We start from the raw sequence: 2,694 nt of genomic DNA, 5'->3' as shown, positions 1-2,694 counted from the left end.
GCTGCGCCGCCTGGGGGAGATGTCGGGCCCCGACCTGGTCGCGGAGTGGCGTGGAGTGAGGGCGCCGGTGTCTGCCGCATGGCGTGGAACTCCCGACGACGACGACGTCAACCTCTCCTACGGAAGTGCGCCGGTTGCCCACTATCTCGCCCAACAGACCTTCGACCTGGCCGTCCACGCGTGGGATATCGCCGCGTCGCAGGGCCGTGACCTGCCGTGGGGCGATGAGCTCGAGCGGGCCGTGCTGGAGTTCGTGCGGGCGGACCTCGCCAGCGACCCGGCGCCGGACCTGTTCGATCCCCCGGTCTCCGGTTTTGACGGTCCCGGGGTGCCGGCCCGCCACACGGCGTTGGCGTTGACCGGCCGCGATCCCTCGCGCTGGCAAGGACGCCCGTCGGAGTAGGCCTCGGCTCAAACTTCGCGCAGGGCCGCCATCGGACACTTCTCCACGGCCTTGCGGGCGCGCTTCTCGTGCTCGGCCGGTACCTCGTCCACGAGGATGCGGACGTACTCGTCGTCGTCATCCAGCGCGAAGACCGCCGGGGCGAGTCCTACGCACACCGCCTGTCCCTCGCACCGGTCGGTGTCGACTTCGATCCTCATGATTCCCCCTTGTCGTCCGTGGCCACATCGTCACGTCGGTGACCAGAGTCACTACCCAGTGTAGGCGACATGAGATTTTTCGCATAGACAAATCTGAGTCTTTTGTCCATCTTCGGCCTTATCTGACTCGCGAGTAAGTTACGCTCGCGGAGTGCCCAAAACGATGCTGCACCGCTACACCGCCAGCCCCACGGCATTCCCGGTCCTGGCCTCCCTCTATCCCCCGCTGCTGGGATCGGGGATCCGCATCAGGCGCATCGCGCCGGACTGGACGAGCGGAGAGCTGACCATGCGTGTGGCTCCGTGGACCGCCAACACCAACGGCACCGCGTTCGGCGGCGCACTGTTCGCCGCCACCGACGTCCTTTACGGCGCACTGCTGTCGGGCCAGTTGGGTGGCGGCTACCAGGTGTGGACCAAGAGCGCGACGATCGACTTCCACCGCCCCGGCCGCGGGCGACTGACCTGCCAGGTCGAGGTCCCGGCGATGGAAGCGGACATGATCCGCGAGCAGCTCACCGAGCAGCGCAGCACCAGCGTGGTGCACACCGCCCGCATCGCAGACTCCCGCGGCGACGTGGTCGTCGAAGCTCGGCACACAATGTTCGTGCGTCGCCGAACCTGACGGCCGCATGCGGCAGCGGCCGGCGTGCCTGTGGCGCCGTGCAATCACCACGCCGAGCCCCACATCCCATGCGGATCACTCGTGGGACCGTCCCAATCCGGTCGCCGGATCTCGGTATCCGGCCATCGCGCGGCCAGCACCTGCGCAGCCTGAAGAGCTGCGCTCTCCCTGCCCATTCCCGGCACTGCCTCAGGCGGCAACACCTCAGGCGCCAGCGGCTCTGACTTCTGCTCCCCGAACACCGCCGGCGGCTCACGTGAGGACTCGCGCACAACGAGCACGGTCCAGCCCGCCTCCTGCAGCCAGCCCCGATGACGCTCGATCGTCTTCTCACTGCGGATCCGAGTCGACGCCCTACTGCCCGAGTGTCCCGCCGAGCCGTTCAAGCCCGTGTCTCCCGAGACTCTCGTCGCGTGCCGGACCGCCGGACTCGCCGGGGCCGGAACCGGGTACACCACGCACCGGGCGTCCGTATCGACTAGCGGCACCTCGATCGTGCCGTGCAGCAGTCGCACCTGGTGACCGTGTCGGAACCGGTCGAAGCCGGCCTTGGCGAGTTCCAGCCGAATCCGCGACGCGAACGCCGACGTTGACCGGGGATCACAGGCCCGGACCACGGTCGCGAATCTCCGGCCCCGCCGTCCGCTCGGATGCTCGGCCGCCGCTCTGATCTGCGCGGGGAGCTCCGCCACCATCGCGCAGAGACGCTCGATCGAGACCACCGCGTCCTCGAAGTCCAGGTCGACGGCCAGGTCCCGGCAGGTCCGCAGTGGGGTGGTCAGGCGCATCCCGTCGAACTCGGTCACCGCTACCGCCGGCAGGGCGCCGTAGCGAAAGATCCGGCCCGGTCTGGAATGCCGGGTCGAGGGCAGCCAGATCTCCGGCAGCGTGTCGGCCGGGCTCGAATCGTCGCCCCAGAACACGGCGGCACTGCGGCCACGAAGCACGCCTCGGGGCCAGTCCCGTGCCAGCGCCCGACTGCGCAGTGCCAGGTCATCGAGCTGGTCGACGCGGCGGTACATGCCGTGCCACATGCGGCGATAGTGCTCTCTGATCTGCGACCGACTCGCCACGCCGTGGAGCTCAGAGGTCGTCAGCGGCCCGAGCGGTAGGTGCGCCGGGACCGCGTGCTCCACGGAATCGGGAGCGAGGGGGCCGGCAGCTGCCGCGGGGGCTTCGGCGACGTTAGCGGCGTCAGCAACGGCCGCGACGTCCACGGAGCCCGCGAATTGCGGGGCGTCCGAGGCGTCGGCGTGGTCCGCGAGGTCCGGGGCGGCCGGGGCAGCCGAGGTATGCGGCGGTGAGGTGGGTGAGTTCAGGGCCGATGGATTCATGCGTTCCACTGTGCGGCACCCGGCAGGCCGCGCCGGCCGGCGCGACCGGGCCTGAACCCCGGAAATGTGGATTACTGGAATCTGTGGAATTCGCCCGGCGGCCAGGCCACGGGCCGGGCCGACCGGGCCGGC

The 2,694-nt window shown here is 69.6% G+C and carries 4 protein-coding genes; 2 read left to right on the top strand and 2 right to left on the bottom strand.

Annotation, left to right across the window (positions count from 1 at the left end):
• On the top strand, positions 1-403 hold a 403-nt coding region (locus G6016_RS07275), incomplete at its 5' end, for a maleylpyruvate isomerase N-terminal domain-containing protein (protein WP_182632003.1).
• 8 nt (positions 404-411) lie between these two features.
• Here G6016_RS07275 and G6016_RS07270 read toward each other — a convergent pair.
• Positions 412-603 (bottom strand): ferredoxin, encoded by a 192-nt coding sequence (locus G6016_RS07270; protein ID WP_182632002.1) that lies wholly within the window; start codon positions 601-603, stop codon positions 412-414.
• 151 nt (positions 604-754) lie between these two features.
• Here G6016_RS07270 and G6016_RS07265 point away from each other — a divergent pair, with 151 nt between their 5' ends.
• Positions 755-1,228: a DUF4442 domain-containing protein gene (locus G6016_RS07265; protein ID WP_182632001.1), complete on the top strand. Its 474-nt coding sequence runs from the start codon at positions 755-757 to the stop codon at positions 1,226-1,228.
• A gap of 44 nt (positions 1,229-1,272) precedes the next feature.
• Here the strand turns inward: G6016_RS07265 and G6016_RS07260 are convergent, their stop codons facing one another.
• A complete protein-coding gene (locus G6016_RS07260; protein ID WP_187354412.1) occupies positions 1,273-2,562 on the bottom strand; it encodes a hypothetical protein in 1,290 nt (429 codons plus the stop codon).
• Positions 2,563-2,694 lie beyond the last annotated feature (132 nt).

Origin of the sequence: Dietzia aerolata (assembly GCF_014144865.1) — a bacterium.
Classification (GTDB): Bacteria; Actinomycetota; Actinomycetes; order Mycobacteriales; family Mycobacteriaceae; genus Dietzia; species Dietzia aerolata.
Note: the sequence above shows the minus strand (reverse complement) of the source record. Positions and strands in the feature narration are given on the sequence as shown.

Bases quoted from the DNA above. Each gene is read 5' to 3' on its own strand.
- G6016_RS07270 (WP_182632002.1), bottom strand. From the start codon at position 603: ATGAGGATCGAAGTCGACACCGACCGGTGCGAGGGACAGGCGGTGTGC.
- G6016_RS07260 (WP_187354412.1), bottom strand. From the start codon at position 2,562: ATGAATCCATCGGCCCTGAACTCACCCACCTCACCGCCGCATACCTCG.